Source organism: Methylobacterium sp. Leaf466 (assembly GCF_001425565.1).
Classification (GTDB): domain Bacteria; phylum Pseudomonadota; class Alphaproteobacteria; order Rhizobiales; family Beijerinckiaceae; genus Methylobacterium.
Map to the genome: position 1 here is coordinate 69,319 of NZ_LMRC01000003.1, position 18,183 is coordinate 87,501.

Sequence of the window (18,183 nt, forward strand, 5' to 3'; positions counted from 1 at the left end):
ACGGGCCGATGACCAGCGCATCCTACGCCGAGCGCCGCTCGCAGCTGACCACCTACTTCGACCGCACCGCGGTCGACGCCTGGGCCCGGCTCACCACCGACGCCCCGGTCTCGAAGATCCGCGCCACGGTGCGGGCCGGGCGCGACGCCATGCGGGCCAACCTGCTGTCGTGGCTGCCCGAGGACCTCACCGGCAAGCGCGTGCTGGACGCGGGCTGCGGCACCGGCGCGCTCAGCGTCGAGGCGGCCCGGCGCGGGGCCGAGGTGGTGGCCATCGACGTCTCGCCGACCCTCGTGGGCCTCGCCCGCGAGCGCAGCGCCGAGATCCTGGGCGGCGAGCGCATCGACTTCCGGGTCGGCGACATGCTCGACCCCTGGCTCGGGCGCTTCGACCACGTCGTCGCGATGGACAGCCTGATCCATTACAACGCCGCCGACATCACCCGGGCGCTGGCCGAACTCGGGCTTCGCACCGACGGGTCGGTGGTGTTCACGGTGGCCCCGCGCACGGCGCTGCTCACCCTGATGTGGACGGCCGGGCGGCTGTTCCCGCGCGGCGACCGGGCGCCCGCCATCGTGCCGATCACCGAGGGCGCCCTGCGCAGGCGGATCGCCAAGGAGGCGGTGCTCCAGGGCTTTGCCGTGAAGCGGACCAAGCGGGTCAACAGCGGCTTCTACCTGTCGAACGCCATCGAGCTGGCGCGATGAAGATCGGCGGCCTCACCACGCGGGCGCTGATGCGGCTGGGGCCCGGCATCATGCCGTTCATGCCCTTCGCCGACGCGGCGACGCCGGAGCTGCCGCTGGGTCGGCTCCTGCGGCTGTCGCTGTTCCAGGTCACCGTCGGCATGGCCGCCGTGCTGCTCATCGGCACCCTCAACCGGGTGATGATCGTCGAACTCGCGGTGCCGGCCTGGATCGTGGCCGTGATGCTGTCGCTGCCGCTGGTCTTCGCCCCGCTGCGGGCCCTGGTGGGGTTCCGCTCCGACACCCACCGCTCGGTGCTCGGCTGGCGCCGCGTCCCCTACATCTGGTTCGGCACGCTGCTGCAGTTCGGCGGCCTCGCCATCATGCCCTTCGCCCTCCTGATCCTGTCGGGCGACACCACCGGCCCGGCCTGGCCCGGCCATGTGGCGGCAGCCCTCGCCTTCGTCATGGTGGGTGCGGGCCTCCACACCACCCAGACCGTGGGCCTGGCGCTGGCCACCGACCTCGCCCCGGCCCACGCCCGGCCGCGGGTGGTGGCGCTGCTCTGCGCCATGCTGCTGGTCGGCATGGTGGTGAGTGCGGTCGTCTTCGGCCTGGCGCTCGCCAACTTCTCGCCCCTGAGGCTGATCCAGGTGATCCAGGGCACCGCCGTGGTCACCATCGTGCTCAACGGCATCGCCCTGTGGAAGCAGGAGGCCCGCCAGCCCGGCCGCACCGACCGCTCGGCCCCGCGCCCGTCGTTCTCGGACTCCTGGGCGACCTATGCCGGCAGCGGGCTCGCCCGCCGGCGCCTCGTGGCCACCGGCCTGGGCACCGCCGCCTTCTCGATGCAGGACATCCTGCTCGAACCCTACGGCGGCCAGATCCTGCGCCTGCCGGTGGCCACCACCACCGCTCTGACGGCGATGCTGGCGGCGGGCGGCGGCATCGGCCTCTTCCTCGCCGCGCGCTGGCTCAACCGGGGCGGCGACGCCTTCCGGGTCGCCGCCTCGGGCACGGTGGTGGGGATCCTCGCCTTCTCGGCGGTGGTGTTCGCCGCGCCATTGGGGTCGGCCCAGCTCTTCGCCACCGGCGTCCTGCTGATCGGGTTGGGCGGCGGGCTGTTCGCCCACGGCACGCTGACGGCCTCCATGGCCAAGGCCGGCCCGGAGGACACCGGCCTGGCGCTCGGCGCCTGGGGAGCGGTCCAGGCGAGCGCCGCCGGCGTGGCCATCGCGGCGAGCGGCATCCTGCGCGACGTCGCCTCGCATCTCGCCGAGTCGGGGGCCCTGGGCGAGACCCTGAACGATCCCGCCACCGGCTATCTCGTCGTCTACCACCTCGAGATCGCGCTCCTGTTCGCGACCCTCGTCGCGATCGGCCCGCTGGTGCGGGACACGACCTCGCGCCGGTCCGGCGGGCTCGCCCTGCCGGCCACCATCCACACCCATCCAACACACTGAAGACCGGGGAGGAAGTCCGATGCCAAGAGGTGAGATCACCGGCTACGTCGACGTGGCGCAGGTCGTATTGTACGCATTCTGGATCTTCTTCGCGGGGCTGGTCTTCTACCTGCGCCGGGAAGACCGCCGCGAGGGCTACCCCCTCGAGTCCGAGGCGATGGCCGGCCGGCCCAGCCCCGACCCGATCCTGATCCCCACGCCCAAGTTCTTCCACCTGTCGAACGGCGAGACCAAGAGCGCGCCGCAGACGGGCGGCCCCAACGCCTGGAACTACCGCGGCCACAAGCACGAGATCTGGCCCGGCGCGCCCCTGGAGCCCGACACCGACGGCCTCCACGACGCCATCGGCCCCGGCTCCTACGTCGACCGCGACGATCATCACGACCGCACCTGGGACGGCGAGAAGCGCATCGTCCCGCTGCGGGTGGCCGATCACTTCGTGGTGCACGAGGCCGGCCCCAACCCGATCGGCCGCGACGTTGTCGGCGCCGACCGCAAGGTCGCCGGCACCGTCAGCGACCTCTGGGTCGACCGCGGCGAGTCGATGATCCGCTACTACGAGGTCGAACTCGCCGGGGGCGGACGCCGGGTGCTGATGCCCAGCGCCTTCTGCAAGCTCGGCCTGTTCTCCGGCGTCGTCCAGACCGAGGCGCTCCTCGCGTCGCAGTTCGTCGACATCCCCGGCACCAAGGACGCCGATTCGGTCACCCTCTACGAGGAGGAGCGGATCATGGCCTTCTTCGGCGCGGGCACCCTCTACGCCACCCCCCAGCGCCAGGAGGCCATCCTGTGAGCGACTCCGTCAGCCTTCCCCCCAACGCCTTCGACGCCCCTCCGGGCCTGCCCGCCCCCCTGCCTGCCGGAGAACACGTTCTCTGGCAGGGCCGCCCCCGCGCCGCCGGAATCGCCTTCCGGACGCTCCACGTCGGCCTCGTGGCGGCCTGGTTTTCGGGATTGACCCTCTGGGCCGGCGTGCCGCTGCTGGCCGAGGGCCGGTTCGTCGAGGCGGCCATGGCCGTCGGACCGACCCTGGCCCTGGGAGCCGGCGCCGTCGGCCTGCTCGCCCTGATCGGCTGGCTGACCGCGCGCAGCACCACCTACACGATCACCAACCGGCGCCTCGTCATGCGCTACGGTGTCGCCCTGCCGATGACCCTGAACCTGCCCTTCGCGCTGATCGAGGATGCGGGCTTGCGCCGCTTCCGCGACGGCACCGGGGACCTGCCGATCCTGTTGCGTTCCGGCAACCGTGTCGCTTACCTTCATCTCTGGCCGCACGCACGGCCCTGGCATGTCAGCCGGCCCGAGCCGATGATGCGGTCCGTCCCCGACGCGGGGGAGGTGGCCGGCATCCTGGCCCGCGCCATCGCCGCCACGCTGGAACCACAACGAGAAGAATCGGCAAGCCCGGTGATCGTCGCGCGGCCCCGCAGTGCCCCGCGTCCCCCGCGCCTCGCCGCCGCGAGCTAGGGAGCAGGACGATGTCCGACACGACGGCAAAGTCAGGGACGAAGGGGGGAGGGCCGGTTCCGGGCCTGATCCTGACGGGGGCGGCGGGCCTCCTGGGCTTTGCCATGCTCGCGGTGATGATCGGCCGCGAGGAGCGGATCGGCATCACCGAGATGCCCCCGGCGCAGATGCTCAAGACGGTGGAGATCCGGGCCGACGACCAGACGGACGGATCGATCACCATCCGCGACGACCGCACCGGCGATCTGATCTTCACGGTGGAACCGGGCCAGGACAACTTCATCCGCGCGACGCTGCGCGGCTTCGGGCAGTCCCGCCTGCGCAGCGGGCTCACCCGCGACCAGCCGTTCCGGCTCACGCGCTTCGACGACGGCAGCCTCCAGCTCGAGGACGAGCAGACAGGCCGCAAGGTCAACCTCGGTGCCTTCGGCCCCGCCAACGCCCAGGCCTTCGCCCGGCTGATGCCGGCCCTCGAGGCCGGCGCCGGGGTGGTGCGATGATGGGCTGGGCAAAGACCTGGGGACGCCGGGTCGTCGAGGTGCCCTGCACCGTCGAGATCGAGCAGACGCCCGAGAGCCTCCACGCCCACGTCGTCCTCGACGCCGCCTTCGAGATCGAGCCGGGCGACGAGGTCCAGGTCCACGGTTCGCCGACCTCGGTGCCCTACGGCGAACGCATCGTCGTCCACCGCACGGCCACCGTGACGCGGGCCGGCCCGGTCGAACGGCTCTGGACCAAGCTCGCCGGCAATTTCGAACTCACCGAACTCTACGAAGTCAGCTTTTCCGAGAGGAGGCGCCTGTGAACGTGTCGATCCAGCATCAGGCTCCCAAGGGCCATCAGCCGAAGTACCCCCTCAACGAGGGCACCAAGGCGGCGCAGGAGACGACCTTCCTCAGCCCGCGCTTCTACACCACGGACTTCGTCGAGCTCGACCGCACCGACGTGGAGCCGGTGCGCCGGCAGTGGGACATCCTCATCGCGGAGCTGAAGGCCGACCCGAACAAGCGCCACTTCGTCCGCAACGAGGAGTTCGACATCGACATGTCGGGCCTCGATCCGGACCTGCGCAAGGAGTTCATGGACTTCCTAGTCTCGTCGATCACCGCCGAGTTCTCGGGCTGCGTGCTCTACGCCGAGATGCGCAAGCGCGCCAAGAATCCCGACATCCGCGAATTGTTCGGCCTCATGAGCCGCGACGAGGCGCGCCATGCCGGCTTCATCAACGACGTGCTCAAGGACTTCGGGATCGGCGTCGACCTCGGGTTCCTGACCAAGTCGAAGAAGTACACCTTCTTCCGGCCGAAGTTCATCTTCTATGCCACTTACCTCTCCGAGAAGATCGGCTACGCCCGCTACATCACTATCTTCCGCGAACTCGAGAAGAACCCTGAGAAGCGCTTCCACCCGATCTTCAAGTGGTTCGAGAAGTGGTGCAACGACGAGTTCCGGCACGGCGAGGCCTTCGCCCTGCTCATGCGCGCCAACCCGAAGCTGACGACCGGGCTCAACCGCTACTGGATCAAGTTCTTCCTGCTCGCGGTCTTCGCCACGATGTACGTGCGCGACCATTGCCGCCCGCATTTCCACAAGGCGCTCGGGGTCGATCCGACCGAGTACGACTTCCAGGTGTTCCGCATCACCTCGGAGATCTCCAAGCAGACCTTCCCGCTCACCCTCGACCTCGACAATCCGAAGTTCAAGCAGGCGCTGGATCGGCTCCTGACCTGTTCGAACGGGATCGCGGACGCGAAGGCTCAGGGCGGCCTGATCGGCAAGCTCAAGCACGGGGCCTGGATCGTGGCCTCGGCGGTCAACTTCGCCCGACTCTACGCCCTGCCGACCATCGACAACCCGATGCCGGCCGAGATCCGGCTCGAGCCGGTCTGGTAGCATGGCCGCCTATGCCGTCCCCGCCCTCTACGCGATCGTGGTGTGGTGGTTCTCCACCGGCGTGATCCTGTTCCTCGACCTGCGGCCGCGGCATACCCATGGCTGGAGCATGGCGGCGGGCACCCTGGTGCTCGCCGGCGCGCTCTTCGCGATCGGCACCAGCGCCGGCGACGCCAGCGAGGCGGGGGTCTACACCGCCTTCACCGGCGCGCTGCTGGTCTGGGGCTGGCAGGAGATGAGCTACTACATGGGCTTCATCTCCGGCCCGCGCACCACCGGCTGCGCGCCCGGCACGCGGGGCTTCGCCCGCTTCCGGGCCGCGGCCGCCACCAGCCTGTGGCACGAGGCGGCGATCGTGGCCGGCGCGCTCGCCATCCTCGCCATGACCTGGAACGAGCTCAACCGGTTCGCCCTGTGGACCTACCTGATCCTGTGGGGGATGAACCTCTCGGCCCGCCTCAACATGTTCCTGGGCGTGCGCAACCTCAACGCGGAGTTCCTGCCCGCCCACCTGAGCTACCTGTCGTGCTTCCTCACCAACAAGCCGATGAACCTGCTGTTTCCCGTCTCCGTGAGCCTCGGGACGGCGCTCACGGTGATGCTCGGCATGGCGGCCTTCGACGGTGCGGCTCTCCCTCACGAGGTGGTCGGCCTCACGATCCTCACCACCATGATGGCGCTCGCCACCCTGGAGCATTGGTTCCTGATGCTGCCTCTGCCTGCGGCGGCCCTGTGGAACTGGAGCCTGTCGGGGGCCAAGGGATCGGCGCTCGACGGCGCCGAGGCCGGGCCCGCGGCCTCGGGCGATATCCATTAGGATCGCGCAACCCGGAGGGCGGCAGCGGCGCCGCCCGCCCGGTCACCGCCCCGTGCGCACCCGCGTCCAGGCCCGCGTCACGAAACGTTGCGTGCGGTCGTCCCAGGCCGTGTTGGTGAACAGCCGGGCCATGGTCGCCTCGTCCGGGTAGATGCCGGGATTGGCCAGGATCTCGGGCTTCACGAAGGATTTCGCCGCGAGGTTGCCGCTGGCGTAGGAGACGAAGTTCGCGTTGGCGGCGGCCACCTCGGGTCGCAGCATGTAGTCGAGGAAGGCATAGGCCTCCGCCGGGTGCGGCGCGTCCTTGGGAATGGCGAAGGCGTCGAACCACATCAGGGCGCCTTCCTTGGGGACAAGATAGGCGATCTCGACGCCGTTCTTGGCTTCCTCGGCGCGCTTCCTGGCCTGCATGACGTCGCCGGAGTAGCCGACCGCGAGGCAGATATCGCCGTTGGCCAGCCCGTTGATGTATTCCGAGGAGTGGAATTTCCGCACCGAGCCGCGCACCTTGTAGAGGGCGTCGGTGACCTGGGTGATGTCGTCCCAGCGCTTGCTGTCGGGCTTGAGGCCATAGGCCGGCAGCATGCTCGGGATCAGGTCCTCGGGGGAATCGAGCATCATCACCCCGCAGTCCTTCAGCTTGGCGAGCAGGGCGGGGTTGAGCACGAGGCTCCAGGTGTTGAGCGGCTGGCTCGCCCCGAGGCGCTCGCGCACCGCCGTCACGTTCACGCCGATGCCGGTGGTGCCCCACATGTAGTCGACGGCATGGAGGTTGCCCGGATCGTAGACGGACAGGCGCTGGGCGATCTCCGGCCAGGCGTTCTTGAGGTTGGGGAGCTTGCCCTTGTCGAGGGGCTGGAACACCCCCGCCCTGATCAGCCGCTGCAGGAACGGCCCGGAGGGCACCACCACGTCGTAGCCGGATTTGCCGGCGAGCAGCTTGGTCTCCAGGATCTCGTTGTTGTCGTAGGTGTCGTAGACGACCTTGATGCCGGTCTCCTTGGTGAAGGCCTCCAGCATCACGGGGTCGATGTAGTCCGACCAGTTGTAAATCGTGACGACGCGCTCGGGCGCCTGCGCGGCGGCCGGGCCGGCCCCGCACAGGGCGAGGGCGAACGCCGCGAGCAGGGCCCGGCGCTTCACCGGGCGGCCCGCGCGGCGACGACGACGATCTCGACGAGGTAATGCGCCTCGCACAGCCTGGCCTCGACGGTGGCCCGGGCCGGCGGGTTGCCGCGGTCGACCCAGGCCTCCCAGGCCTCGTTCATCTGCGCGAAGGTGGCGATGTCGGAAAGGTAGACCGTCGCCGAGAGGATGCGACCCTTGTCGCTGCCGGCCAGCGCCAGCAGGCGGTCGATCTGGCCCAGGATCTGGGCGGTCTGTTCGGTGACGCCGGTCCCCTCCGGCTCGGCCGCGGTCTGGCCGGCGAGGAAGACGAGGTCGCCGTGGGTGACCGCCTGGGACATCCGGGGGCCTGATTCGAAACGCGTGATCGCCGTCATCCGTCGGGTCCCGTTCATCGCGGCCCGCCCGTCGCGCGCCGCTCCACGGCAGCGTTTGTGCCGCGCGAAGGGCGCCGGCGTAAAGGGGCGGTTCGTCATGGGCGAATCGCACTGGCAGATCGCAGGCGGCGATCGTATGGCGGTGCGACAAAGTCGAGGGCGACCGCGCAACCGTTCCAGGGGTGCGGCGTTTGCTCTGCACGGAATGGCCAAGTCGCTTCGACCGCGGCTACGAGGATCGCACCATGGGTATCATCGGCACCATCATCATCGGCTTCATCGCCGGTATCATCGCCAAGTTCATCATGCCCGGCCCCAACGAGCCGTCGGGCTTCATCATGACCACCATCCTCGGCATCGTCGGCGCCTTCGTGGCCACCTTCATCGGCCAGGCCGTGGGCTGGTACGGCCCCAACCAGGGTGCTGGCTTCATCGGCGCCATCGTCGGCGCCATCGTGGTGCTGGCCATCTACGGCTTCATCGCCAGCCGCCGCACCACCACCACGTACTGATAACGGCTGAACCATCGCGGCGCGCACCCAGCGCGCCGCCCGACGAAAAAGGGGTGCCTCGCGGCACCCCTTTTTCGTGTCCGGGCCGGACGTCGTGGTCCGGCCCGCTCCATGGTGGTGGGGTCAGGCGGCCTGCCGGGTCACCGACTTGATGGCGCAGTGACCGGTGGCGCCGCGCATGGCGAGGCCCGCGCCGACGATCAGGGCCGCCAGGCTCAACCACTTGTTCGGGCGGGGCTGCGCCGCGGCGGCGGCGATGCCCAGGCCGAGCACGACGGACACGGCCCGCTCGGTGGTGGTGAGGTTGCGCTCGCCGTTGAAGATGTCGGGGATCATGTCGTTGGCCATGGGGTATCTCCGTTTTCGAGGGATCGCGGGGCGAACGCCGCAAGCGCGGCCGCGTTCCGAACGAAGCGATACTCTGCGACCCTACGGGCGCCGTCCGGGTCGATCGCAACTCCCGAGCGTGCCGTCCGGACGGCGTACCGGTCTCGGCCAAAAAAAGTGCGCGGCCCCGACGTTGGTCGAAGCCGCGCAAGGTGGGAGGGGAGGAACCCGGATCGCCATGACCGCGACCGGGAAAGGGAAAGACAGTGAAGGGGGCGGGCTACTCCGCGGCGAGGCCGGGAACCGCCCCGGTGGCACCGGATCGGGCGATGGCCGCGCATTCGCCGTCGGAATAGCCGAGGACGTCGCGCAGGATCTCGGCCGTGTGCTCGCCCAGGAGCGGCGAGCGAGTCACCTCGCACGGGCTCGCCGACAGCTTGATGGGGTTGCCCACCGTCAGATACGGCCCGCGGGTGGGGTGATCCACCTCCACCAGGGTGCCCGAGGCCCGAAGCGCCTCGTCCTCGGCGATCTCCTTCATCGAAAGGATGGGTCCGCACGGGATATGGAGCTCGTTGAGGACCTCCATCGCCTCGAACTTGGTCTTGGACATCGTCCAGGCCTCGATGCGGGTGAAGATCTCGTTGAGGTGCGGCAGCCGTGCCTTGGGCGTGGCGTAGTCCGGATGGGTCTTCCAGGTCGGCTCGCCGATGACGTCGCAGATCTTGGCCCAGACCGGCCCCTGCGTGATGAAATAGAGGTAGGCGTTCGGGTCGGTCTCCCAGCCCTTGCACTTGAGGATGCGCCCGGGCTGGCCGCCGCCGGAGTCGTTGCCGGCCCGCGGCACCGAATCCCCGAACGGGATGCCCTCGCCGAACTGGCTGTATTCGCGCAAGGGACCACGCTCGAGGCGCTGCTGGTCGCGCAGCTTGACCCGGCAGAGGTTGAGGACGCTGTCCTGCATCGCGCAATCGACCCGCTGGCCGAGGCCCGAATGGGTGCGGTGGAACAGGGCGGTGACGATGCCCAGCGCCAGATGCAGCCCGGTGCCGGAATCGCCGATCTGCGCGCCGCTCACCATCGGCAGGCCGGTGCGGAAACCGGTGGTCGAGGCGGCGCCGCCGACGCATTGGGCGACGTTCTCGTAGACCTTGCAGTCCTCGTAGGCCCCCGGCCCGAACCCCTTCACCGAGGCGAGGATCATGCGCGGGTTGGCCGCCTGGATCGCCTCCCAGGTCAGCCCCATGCGGTCGAGGGCGCCGGGCGCGAAATTCTCGACGAGGACGTCGCATTCCTTCACGAGGCGCCACATCACCTCGATGCCGGTGGGCGTCTTGGTGTCGAGGGTGATCGAGCGCTTGTTGTGGTTGAGCATCGTGAAATACAGGCTGTCCACATCGGGGATGTCCTGCAGCTGCTCTCGGGTCGCATCGCCGATGCCCGGCCGCTCGACCTTGATGACGTCCGCGCCGAACCAGGCCAGAAGCTGGGTGCAGGTCGGGCCGGATTGCACATGCGTGAAGTCGAGGATCTTCACGCCGTCGAGAGCCTTGCTCATGGGACGCTCCCAGATGGATAGCGATCGGCGCAGGACGGGGAACGGCCCCGAAGGCCGACCCCAGCCGGTTTCCTCATCCTGAGGCGCCGGAGCGAAGCGGAGGCCTCGAAGGAGCCCGCCCGTTCGCGCGGTGATGTCCGGAGGTCTCCCTCGAGGCCCGCCGGGGCGGACACCTCAGGATGAGGACGCGGGGGGGTCGGATGCCACGGGACATCCGACCCCTTCGTGCCCCTACTTCTTCTTCACCACGCTCTGCGGGTTGAGGCTGCCGATGTTGCCGCTCTCGGTGCCGGCCTGGGGGTCGATTACCGCGTTGATGAGGGTCGGCTTGCCGGAATCCATCGCCGTGTTCACGGCCCGGAGCAGCTCGTCGGGCGTGGTGACGTTGACGCCGACGCCGCCGAAGGCTTCCATCATCTTGTCGTAGCGGGAGTCCTTGACGAACACCGTCGTGGCCGGATCGCGACCGGTCGGGTCGGTGTCGGTGCCGCGGTAGATGCCGTTGTTGTTGAACACCACGATGCAGACCGGCAGGTCGTAGCGGCAGATGGTCTCCACCTCCATGCCGGAGAAGCCGAAGGCCGAGTCGCCCTCCACCGCCAGCACCGGCTTGCCGGTCTCCACGGCCGCGGCGACGGCAAAGCCCATGCCGATGCCCATGATGCCCCAGGTGCCGACGTCGAGGCGCTTGCGCGGCTGGTACATGTCGATGATGCCGCGGGCGAGATCGAGGGTGTTGGCGCCCTCGTTCACGAGGATCGCGTCCGGCCGCTCCTTGATGACGGTGCGCAGGGCCCCGAGCGCGCCGTGGAAGTCCATGGGCGCCGCGTTCTTGCGCAGCTTGCCCGCCATCTTGGAGAGGTTCTCCTCCTTCTTGGCGGTGATCGCATCGGTCCAGGCCGCGGGCGGTGCCGCCCAGTCCTTGCCCATGCCCTTGAGGAGGGCCTCGACGCAGGACTCGATGTCGCCGACGACCGGGGCGACGATCTCGACGTTCGAGTCCATCTCCTTGGGCTCGATGTCGATCTGAATGAACTTCTTCGAGCCGGGCGCACCCCAGGTCTTGCCCTTGCCGTGCGACAGAAGCCAGTTGAGGCGGGCGCCGATCAGCAGGACCACGTCGGCGTCCTTGAGGACGAGGGAGCGGGCGGCGCCGGCCGACTGGGCATGGGTGTCGGGCAACAGGCCCTTGGCCATGCTCATGGGCACGTAGGGGATGCCGCTGGTCTCGACCAGCGTGCGGATCGCCTCGTCGGCCTGGGCGTAGGCGGCGCCCTTGCCGAGCACGATCAGCGGCCGCTTGGCGCCCTTGAGCACGTCGAGGGCGCGGGCGATGGCGGAGGGGGCGGGCAGCTGCGCCGGCGCCGCGTCGATCACCTTGACCAGCGACTTCGCGCCGGCCTCGGCCTCCATCACCTGGCTGAACAGCTTGGCCGGCAGGTCGAGGTAGACGCCGCCCGGACGGCCCGAGACGGCGGCGCGGATGGCCCGCGCCACGGCGATGCCGATGTCGGCGGCATGCAGCACGCGGAAGGCGGCCTTGCACAGGGGTTTGGCGATGGCGAGCTGGTCCATCTCCTCGTAGTCGCCCTGCTGCAGGTCGACGATCTCGCGCTCGGAGGAGCCCGAGATCAGGATCATCGGGAAGCAGTTGGTGGTGGCGTTCGCCAGAGCGGTGAGGCCGTTGAGGAAGCCCGGCGCCGAGACGGTCAGGCAGATGCCCGGCTTCTTGGTGAGGTAGCCGGCGATGGCCGCGGCATTGCCGGCGTGCTGCTCGTGGCGAAAGGAGATGACGCGCATGCCGGCGGCCTGCGCGAGGCGGCCGAGGTCGGTGATCGGGATGCCGGGCACGCCGTAGATGGTGGTGATGTCGTTGAGCTTGAGCGCGTCGATGACGAGGTGGAAGCCATCGGTCAGCTCGGGCTCCGGCGTCATGACGGGGCCGTTGGCGGGGGTCGTCGGGTTGTCGGGCGACGTGCTCGTGGTGACGTCGGACGCGGAAAGACCGTTGTCGGTGACCGTGCTTCTATCCATGATCGTTCCCTCCGGGTCGTGGCGCATCGTTTGAGTGCGGCGCCGTTTCTTGATCGTGTCCGACGGCGTGACGTCCCGCATCGGTCGGGCACTGGTGGGGCCTGCGCTGAAGGCGCGGGACCGCTTCGATCCTGCAACGAGGACGGGTGGCCCGACTCGTGTGCGCTTTTCGATTTGCCAGTTTCAGAATGGTGGCATACCAAATACCAGGTGTCAAACCTGCGTCGGTTGGCCTCAAGCGGCGGGTTTCGGGAAAACGGGGGAGGCGGCCCGATGACGGCCTGGCGGGACCGGCGATGCAGATCCGGGCGACGATGGCGGTGCCGCTGTGTTCGCCATGCGAGGACATCGAGCGATGAGCTGGGTATCGGCCGGGCGATCACCGGTCGGTTTTCTTGTGTTTTAAGACCGAATTTGGCATGCGTGGCACCAAACGCGTTCCGTGCCGAGCGTCGTGTAGCTTCGTATCTGGTGAAAAAATGACGACGTCGGACACCTTTCGAGTCAAGTCCATCGCTGCGACTTCGAGCCTGCGCGCCCTCGCCTATGCTTCCCTGAAGGAAGCGATCACGAACATGAATATTTACGGACAGCGCGAGGAGGTCCGCCTCGACGAGCGAAAGCTGTCCCTGGACCTCGGCGTGAGCCGCACGCCGGTGCGCGAGGCGCTCACGGTGCTCGAACAGGAAGGGTTCGTGCGGTTCGAGGCGCGCCGCGGCGTGTTCGTCATCAAGAAGACCAAGCGGGAGATCGTGAGCATGATCCAGGCCTGGTCGGCCCTGGAGAGCATGGCGGCGCGACTGGCCTGCGAGCGGGCTTCCGACGAGAAGCTGCGCAGCCTGCGCCACCAGTTTCCCGAGTTCTTCGAGGGCCAGCCGTCGGACCACCTCTACGAGTACTCGGAGGCCAACATGCGCTTCCACCAGACGATCATCGCGCTCGGCCAATGCGAGGTGATCGAGGACATCACCAGCAACCTGCTGATGCACGTCCGCGGCATCCGCAACACCGCCCTGCGCCAGGGCGACCGGGCGGCCGACTCCATCAAGGAGCACGTCAAGATCATCGACGCCCTCGAGGCCCGGGACGCCGACCTCGCCGAGCGCCTGGTGCGCGAACACGGCCTCGGCCTGGCGCGTCACGTCGAACAATACGGCGACTATCTCGCCTGATCGGCGCCCTCTCCGACGGTCCTTGGGAGCCTCACGATCCCGGGAGGCGCGTCGTCCCTGCCCCCGGGAGGCCGGGACGACGCGCCATCGTGCGGGCGCCGCACCGGACCGTCGCGGTCAGCCCCTCGTCGTCTGTCGTCCGTCCCTCACGCGGCCTGCGCGATCGGGGCGGGGGAGGGGGCGTCCATCGCACGCAGGTAGACGTCGAGCAGGGTCTCGTGCTCGTCGCGCTCGTCCTGGTCGAGCTTGCGCAGCTTGAGGATCTCCTTGAGGATCTTGACGTCGAGGCCTTCGCCCTTGGCCTCGGCGAACACCTCCTTCTTGCCCTCCATCAGCCCCTTGATCTCCTCGTCGAGTTGCTCGATGCGCTCGATGATCGACCGAATGCGATCGCCCGCGATCCCTACCGTGTCGGACATGGTGACTCCCTGATGCCTGAGGAGCGGCAACCTCGATCAATCGGGTAAGCGGGAGGTTAAGGATGGCCGGCCGCCGTCACGAGGGCGCGCAGGTCGGCGACGAGGTGGTCGATCCGGGCCGGGTCGGCGTCCCAGGAGAACATGAACCGGGCCGCCCCGCCGATGAAGGTGTAGAAGCGCCAGCCCTTGTCGCGCAGGGCCTCGGCGACGGCATCGGGCAAGGCGAGGAAGACGGCGTTGGCCTCGACGGGAAACAAGGGTGCGAGGCCGGGCAGGCCCGCCAATCCCTGCGCGAAACGGCGGGCGCAGGCGTTGGCGTGGGCGGCGTTGCGCAGCCAGGTGCCGCCCTGCAGGAGCCCGACCCAGGGGGCGGAGAGGTACCGCATCTTCGAGGCGAGTTGGCCGGCCTGCTTGCAGCGATAGCCGAAATCCTCCGCCTGCGCGGGATCGAAGAACAGGATCGCCTCGCCGGCGGGCAGGCCGTTCTTGGTGCCCCCGAAGCACAGGACGTCGACGCCGGCCTTCCAGGTGATGTCGGCCGGTGCGCACCCCAGGCTGGCGCAGGCGTTGGAGAAGCGCGCCCCGTCCATGTGCAGGCTCAAGGACAGCTCCCGGCACACGGCGGCGATCGCCGCGATTTCTGCGGGCGTATAGACCTGCCCCGTCTCGGTGGGCTGGGTGATGGTGACGACGCGGGGTTTGGGGAAGTGGATGTCCTGGCGCCGCGTCGCCAGCGTCCGGATCGCGGCCGGCGTCAGCTTGCCGTCGACGCACGGGGCGGTGAGCAGCTTCGAGCCGTTGGAGAAGAACTCCGGCGCACCGCACTCGTCGGTCTCGACATGGGCGGAATCGGCACAGATCACGCTGTGATAGGACTGGCAGAGCGACGCCAGGGCCAGCGAGTTCGCGGCGGTGCCGTTGAAGGCGAGGAACATCTCGCATTCCGTCTCGAACAGCGCCCGGAAGGCGCTGGCGGCCCGCGCCGTCCAATCGTCGTCGCCGTAGGCCGGGGCGTAGCCGGCATTGGCCTCGGCCATCGCGGCCCAGGCCTCGGGGCAGACGCCGGAATAATTGTCGCTGGCGAATTGCTGCGGGGCGTCGGTCATCGCGGGGTCCGTCAAGCGAGGGTGGTGCCGGCGAGGTAGTGCAACGGCCGCGTCTCGCACAGCGCGGGCCGGACCTCATACAAAATCCGTTCGATTGCTTCGCAATGCGGATTTTGGCTTCGCTCACGCGCCCGGCGTCGTCCAGTCGAAGGAGCGCTCCACCGCCTTGGTCCAGCCGCTGACGAGCGTCGTGCGCAGGCTCTCGTCCATGGACGGGTGCCAGCGGCGGTCGACGCCCCAGTTGGCGACGAGGTCGTCGGTGCCGTTCCAGTAGCCGGTGGCGAGGCCGGCGGCGTAGGCCGCGCCCAATGCCGTGGTCTCCACGACCTTGGGGCGCACCACCGGCAGGTTCAGGATGTCGGCCTGGAACTGCATGAGGAGGTCGTTCCTCACCATGCCGCCGTCGGTGCGCAACTCGCTGATGCCGATCCCGGAATCCTGCGCCATCGCCTCCAGCACCTCGCGGGTCTGGTAGGCGGTCGCCTCCAGCGCGGCGCGGGCGATGTGGCCCTTGTTGGCGTAGCGCGTGAGCCCGGCGATGACGCCGCGCGCGCTCTCGCGCCAATGCGGCGCGTAGAGGCCGGAGAAGGCGGGTACGATGTAGACGTCGCCGTTGTCGGCGACGGTGCGGGCCAGGGGCTCGATCTCGTCGCTGTGGCCGATGATCCCGAGGTTGTCGCGCAGCCATTGCACCAGGGCGCCGGCGATGGCGATGGAGCCCTCCAGGGCATAGACCGCGGGCCGGTCGCCGAGCCTGTACCCCACCGTGGTGACGAGGCCGCAGGTGGAAGCCACCGGCTGGGCCCCGGTGTTCATGAGCACGAAGCAGCCGGTGCCGTAGGTGTTCTTGGCGTCGCCCGCGGCAAAGCAGGTCTGCCCGAACAAGGCCGCCTGCTGGTCGCCGAGGATGCCGGCGATGGGGACGCCGGTAAAGGGCGTGCGGGTCTCGCCGTAGACCGCGCTGGAGGAGACGATGGCCGGCAGCATCGCGCGCGGAACGTCGAATGCGGCGAGCATGCCGGGGTCCCAGTCGAGGGTGTCCAGCGCCATCAGTTGCGTGCGGCTGGCGTTGGTGACGTCGGTGAGGTGAAGGCCGCCCTCGGCTCCGCCGGTGAGGTTCCAGACCAGCCAGGTGTCGATGGTGCCGAACAGGACGTCCCCCGCCTGCGCCCGCTCCCGCGTGCCCGGCACCGCATCCAGCAGCCAGGCGAGCTTCAGGCCCGAAAAGTAGCTCGCCAGGGGCAGGCCGGTGACGGCGCGGAAGCGGTCTTTCCCGCCGGCTTGCGCGAAGCGGGCGACGAGGCCGTCGACGCGGGTGTCCTGCCAGACCAGGGCGTTGTGGAGCAGCCGGCCGGTGCGGCGGTCCCAGACCAGCGTGGTCTCGCGCTGGTTGGTGATGCCGAGGGAAAGGAGGTCGGTGGGCGCGATCCCGGCCGCCTCCAGGGCCTCGCGCATGACGATCCGGGTGTTGCGCCAGATCTCCAGGGGGTCGTGCTCGACGTGGCCGGGCTTAGGGTAGATCTGCTCGTGCTCGCGCTGGGCCGAGCCGACGATGTCACCGCGCCGGTCGAACACGATGAAGCGCGTACTGGTGGTGCCCTGGTCGATGGCGCCGACGTAACTGCCCATGATCGTCCCTCCTCATGGCCGTCTCTCCCGCCCCGACGCGTCTTCGAGGGCCCGGTCCTGGCCGGTACTGCGATCGGACGTCACGCCGCCGCCGCGCGCCCCTTCAGGTAGGCGGCGAGCCGGGCCTGTCCCTCGGGCGGGATCCGCAGGCCGAGCTTCGAGCGGCGCCACAGGATGTCGTCGGCCGAGCGGGCCCATTCGTGGGTGGTCAGGTAGTCGACCTCAGCCGCCGTGAGATCGTCGCCGAACCGCTCGCCGAGGTCGGCGAGAGAGTGGGCCGCGCCGAGCAGGCGGTCCACCCGAGTGCCGTAGGCGCGGGCGAGGCGCCGCGCCAGGGCCGGCGGCAGGAACGGCTTTCCCAGCCGCAGATCGGCGAGGAAGCGCTCGAAATCGCCGTGGGGCATGTCGCCGCCGGGCAGGGTGCTCCTCGCCGTCCAGGCCGGGGTGAGATGGGGGGCGTAGGGCGCCAGCTTCTCCATGGCGTGTTCGGCCAGACGCCGATAGGTGGTGATCTTGCCGCCGAACACCGAGAGCACCGGCAGCCGCCCGTCGCGGTCCGACAGGTCGAGGACGTAGTCGCGGGTCACCGCGGAGGCGTTCTTTGCGGCATCGTCGAACAGCGGGCGCACGCCGGAAAAGCTCCAGACCACGTCGTCGGGGCCGATGCGCCGCGCGAACGAACGGTTGATGCAGTCGCACAGGTAACGGGTCTCGTCGGGCGAGATCGCCACCGGGCCGGGCTCGCCGGCATGGGGCACGTCGGTGGTGCCGACGAGCGTGAAGTCGCGCTCGTAGGGGATCGCGAACACGATGCGCCGGTCGGGCTGCTGCAGGATGTAGGCGTGCTCGCCCTCGTACATCTTCGGCACCACGATGTGGCTGCCCTTGACGAGCCGCACCGCCGCGCGGCTGGCGATGCCGAGGGTGCTCCCCAGCGTCTGGCCGACCCAGGGGCCGGCGGCATTGACGACGATCCTCACGTGTACGGTCTCGATGCGGCCGGTGGCGATGTCGCGCAGGTGCGCGATCCAAGTCCCGTCGTCGCGCCTGGCCGCATCCACCGCCGTGCGCGTGCGGATGTCGGCGCCGCGCTCGCGCGCATCCATGGCGTTGAGCACCACGAGGCGGCTGTCCTCGACCCAGCAGTCGGAATAGGCGAACCCCCGGGTCAGGCGCGGCTGCAGCGGCGCCCCGTGGGCGCCGGCGCGCAGCCGCACCGAGGCCGAGCCGGGGAGGGTGCGCAGCCGGGCGAGGTGGTCGTAGAGAAACAACCCCAGCCGCAGCATCCAGGCCGGGCGCAGGCCCTCGTTGTGGGGCAGGACGAAGCGCAAGGGCCAGATGACGTGCGGAGCCTGGGCGAGCAGGCGCTCACGCTCGGCCAGGGCCTCGCGCACCAGGCGGAACTCGTAGTACTCGAGATAGCGAAGGCCGCCGTGGATCAGCTTGGTCGAGGACGACGAGGTGAATTCGGCGAGGTCACCGCGCTCGCACAGGAGCACCGTGAGGCCGCGCCCGGCCGCGTCCCGCGCGATCCCGGTGCCATTGATGCCGCCGCCGATGACGAGCATGTCGTAGGTCTTCGGCTGCACCCGTTC

General features: G+C 69.3%; 19 protein-coding genes. 10 read left to right on the top strand and 9 right to left on the bottom strand.

The window, feature by feature from the left end; all coding sequences use genetic code 11:
* Positions 1-8 precede the first annotated feature (8 nt).
* The 8 genes from bchM to puhE are packed head-to-tail and all read left to right on the top strand — an operon-like array spanning position 9 to position 6,329.
* Positions 9-707, top strand: a complete 699-nt coding sequence (gene bchM / locus ASG59_RS03325) for a magnesium protoporphyrin IX methyltransferase (RefSeq protein WP_055882211.1) — start codon at positions 9-11, stop codon at positions 705-707.
* A complete protein-coding gene (locus tag ASG59_RS03330; protein WP_082494393.1) occupies positions 704-2,149 on the top strand; it encodes a BCD family MFS transporter in 1,446 nt (481 codons plus the stop codon). Before bchM ends, ASG59_RS03330 begins: the two co-directional genes overlap by 4 nt.
* A 19-nt stretch (positions 2,150-2,168) precedes the next feature.
* Positions 2,169-2,942 carry a photosynthetic reaction center subunit H gene (gene puhA / locus ASG59_RS03335; RefSeq protein ID WP_056281910.1) on the top strand — a complete coding sequence of 258 codons (774 nt, stop codon included), beginning with the start codon at positions 2,169-2,171 and terminating at the stop codon, positions 2,940-2,942.
* The gene (gene puhB / locus ASG59_RS03340; RefSeq protein ID WP_056406990.1) at positions 2,939-3,619 is read left to right on the top strand and encodes a photosynthetic complex putative assembly protein PuhB; all 681 of its coding nucleotides are present in this window, start codon (positions 2,939-2,941) and stop codon (positions 3,617-3,619) included. The genes puhA and puhB overlap by 4 nt, the downstream gene beginning before the upstream one ends.
* Before the next feature lie 11 nt (positions 3,620-3,630).
* Positions 3,631-4,119 (top strand): photosynthetic complex assembly protein PuhC, encoded by a 489-nt coding sequence (puhC, locus tag ASG59_RS03345; protein ID WP_055882206.1) that lies wholly within the window; start codon positions 3,631-3,633, stop codon positions 4,117-4,119.
* A complete protein-coding gene (locus ASG59_RS03350; RefSeq protein ID WP_056406992.1) occupies positions 4,119-4,424 on the top strand; it encodes a hypothetical protein in 306 nt (101 codons plus the stop codon). The genes puhC and ASG59_RS03350 overlap by 1 nt, the downstream gene beginning before the upstream one ends.
* A gap of 8 nt (positions 4,425-4,432) precedes the next feature.
* Positions 4,433-5,512 carry a magnesium-protoporphyrin IX monomethyl ester (oxidative) cyclase gene (acsF, locus tag ASG59_RS03355; protein ID WP_200945920.1) on the top strand — a complete coding sequence of 360 codons (1,080 nt, stop codon included), beginning with the start codon at positions 4,433-4,435 and terminating at the stop codon, positions 5,510-5,512.
* Between the two features lies 1 nt (position 5,513).
* Positions 5,514-6,329: a putative photosynthetic complex assembly protein PuhE gene (gene puhE, locus ASG59_RS03360; RefSeq protein WP_056406996.1), complete on the top strand. Its 816-nt coding sequence runs from the start codon at positions 5,514-5,516 to the stop codon at positions 6,327-6,329.
* Positions 6,330-6,371: 42 nt separating this feature from the next.
* Here puhE and ASG59_RS03365 read toward each other — a convergent pair whose 3' ends face one another.
* Positions 6,372-7,457 (bottom strand): polyamine ABC transporter substrate-binding protein, encoded by a 1,086-nt coding sequence (locus tag ASG59_RS03365; protein ID WP_244472294.1) that lies wholly within the window; start codon positions 7,455-7,457, stop codon positions 6,372-6,374.
* 11 nt (positions 7,458-7,468) lie between these two features.
* Positions 7,469-7,831, bottom strand: a complete 363-nt coding sequence (locus tag ASG59_RS03370; protein WP_055882184.1) for a RidA family protein — start codon at positions 7,829-7,831, stop codon at positions 7,469-7,471.
* A gap of 245 nt (positions 7,832-8,076) precedes the next feature.
* Between ASG59_RS03370 and ASG59_RS03375 the strand changes: the two genes are divergently transcribed.
* The gene (locus ASG59_RS03375) at positions 8,077-8,343 is read left to right on the top strand and encodes a GlsB/YeaQ/YmgE family stress response membrane protein (RefSeq protein WP_055882181.1); all 267 of its coding nucleotides are present in this window, start codon (positions 8,077-8,079) and stop codon (positions 8,341-8,343) included.
* A gap of 123 nt (positions 8,344-8,466) precedes the next feature.
* Here the strand turns inward: ASG59_RS03375 and ASG59_RS03380 are convergent, their stop codons facing one another.
* The 3 genes from ASG59_RS03380 to oxc form a co-directional block, all read right to left on the bottom strand.
* Positions 8,467-8,691, bottom strand: a complete 225-nt coding sequence (locus ASG59_RS03380; protein WP_055882178.1) for a DUF2892 domain-containing protein — start codon at positions 8,689-8,691, stop codon at positions 8,467-8,469.
* 259 nt (positions 8,692-8,950) lie between these two features.
* Positions 8,951-10,228 carry a formyl-CoA transferase gene (gene frc, locus ASG59_RS03385; protein WP_055882175.1) on the bottom strand — a complete coding sequence of 426 codons (1,278 nt, stop codon included), beginning with the start codon at positions 10,226-10,228 and terminating at the stop codon, positions 8,951-8,953.
* Between the two features lie 231 nt (positions 10,229-10,459).
* Positions 10,460-12,163, bottom strand: a complete 1,704-nt coding sequence (oxc, locus tag ASG59_RS03390; protein WP_056407031.1) for an oxalyl-CoA decarboxylase — start codon at positions 12,161-12,163, stop codon at positions 10,460-10,462.
* Positions 12,164-12,741: 578 nt separating this feature from the next.
* Between oxc and ASG59_RS03395 the strand changes: the two genes are divergently transcribed.
* On the top strand, positions 12,742-13,434 hold the full coding sequence (locus ASG59_RS03395) for a GntR family transcriptional regulator (protein WP_056406997.1): 693 nt from the start codon (positions 12,742-12,744) through the stop codon (positions 13,432-13,434).
* A 146-nt stretch (positions 13,435-13,580) separates the two neighbouring features.
* On the opposite strand, the gene ASG59_RS03400 is transcribed toward ASG59_RS03395, so the two are convergent.
* The 4 genes from ASG59_RS03400 to glpD form a co-directional block, all read right to left on the bottom strand.
* Entirely contained in the window at positions 13,581-13,853 is a 273-nt protein-coding gene (locus ASG59_RS03400) for a DUF2312 domain-containing protein (protein ID WP_055882168.1), read from the bottom strand.
* A gap of 56 nt (positions 13,854-13,909) precedes the next feature.
* Positions 13,910-14,959 (bottom strand): low specificity L-threonine aldolase, encoded by a 1,050-nt coding sequence (locus tag ASG59_RS03405; protein WP_056407000.1) that lies wholly within the window; start codon positions 14,957-14,959, stop codon positions 13,910-13,912.
* Between the two features lie 123 nt (positions 14,960-15,082).
* Positions 15,083-16,588 carry a glycerol kinase GlpK gene (gene glpK, locus ASG59_RS03410; protein WP_056407001.1) on the bottom strand — a complete coding sequence of 502 codons (1,506 nt, stop codon included), beginning with the start codon at positions 16,586-16,588 and terminating at the stop codon, positions 15,083-15,085.
* Positions 16,589-16,668: 80 nt separating this feature from the next.
* Positions 16,669-18,177: a glycerol-3-phosphate dehydrogenase gene (gene glpD / locus ASG59_RS03415; RefSeq protein WP_277996094.1), complete on the bottom strand. Its 1,509-nt coding sequence runs from the start codon at positions 18,175-18,177 to the stop codon at positions 16,669-16,671.
* Between the last annotated feature and the right edge of the window lie 6 nt (positions 18,178-18,183).